1 protein-coding gene is annotated in these 474 nt (G+C 44.5%); it reads right to left on the reverse strand.

Annotated features, from left to right (window positions below; all coding sequences use genetic code 11):
• Positions 1 to 474: sensor histidine kinase (locus KJQ99_RS09635; protein ID WP_214150702.1), on the reverse strand; the 474-nt coding region annotated here is incomplete at both ends.

The raw sequence follows: 474 nt of genomic DNA on the forward strand, positions 1-474 counted from the left end.
CCATAAACACCGGCTCATCGGGAACGTTGACTTCGACTTCCATTCCTTTTTTGCTTCCTTCAAGCTCATAGATTGCTCCGATTTGTTCAAGCATCGCGCCCAAATCGATCTTCACGATGCTTAACGGCAAATCGGGCTGTCTGACTTTAGTATATTCAAACAAGTCGTCAACCAATGATTTCATCTGCTTTGACTTCAAAAAAGCCGTGTGGGTGTACTTTTTCAACTCTTCTTCGCTGCCGTACTGATTGTCTTCGATCAAGCCGAGATATCCGATAATCGAAGTCAGCGGCGTTCTGATGTCATGACTGACGTTTGTAATCAATTCGTCCTTTGAGCGTTCAATTCTCCGCTCTTCTTCCATTGCGTTAATCGTACTGTCAACCAACGCATTGACGCTTTCAACGACGCGCTGCATTTGACCGTCAAGGGTAAATTTGATTCGATGCGAAAAATGTCCGGAAGCAATATAGT

Origin of the sequence: Campylobacter sp. 2018MI13, assembly GCF_018501135.1 — a bacterium.
In the GTDB taxonomy this organism is placed as follows: domain Bacteria; phylum Campylobacterota; class Campylobacteria; order Campylobacterales; family Campylobacteraceae; genus Campylobacter_E.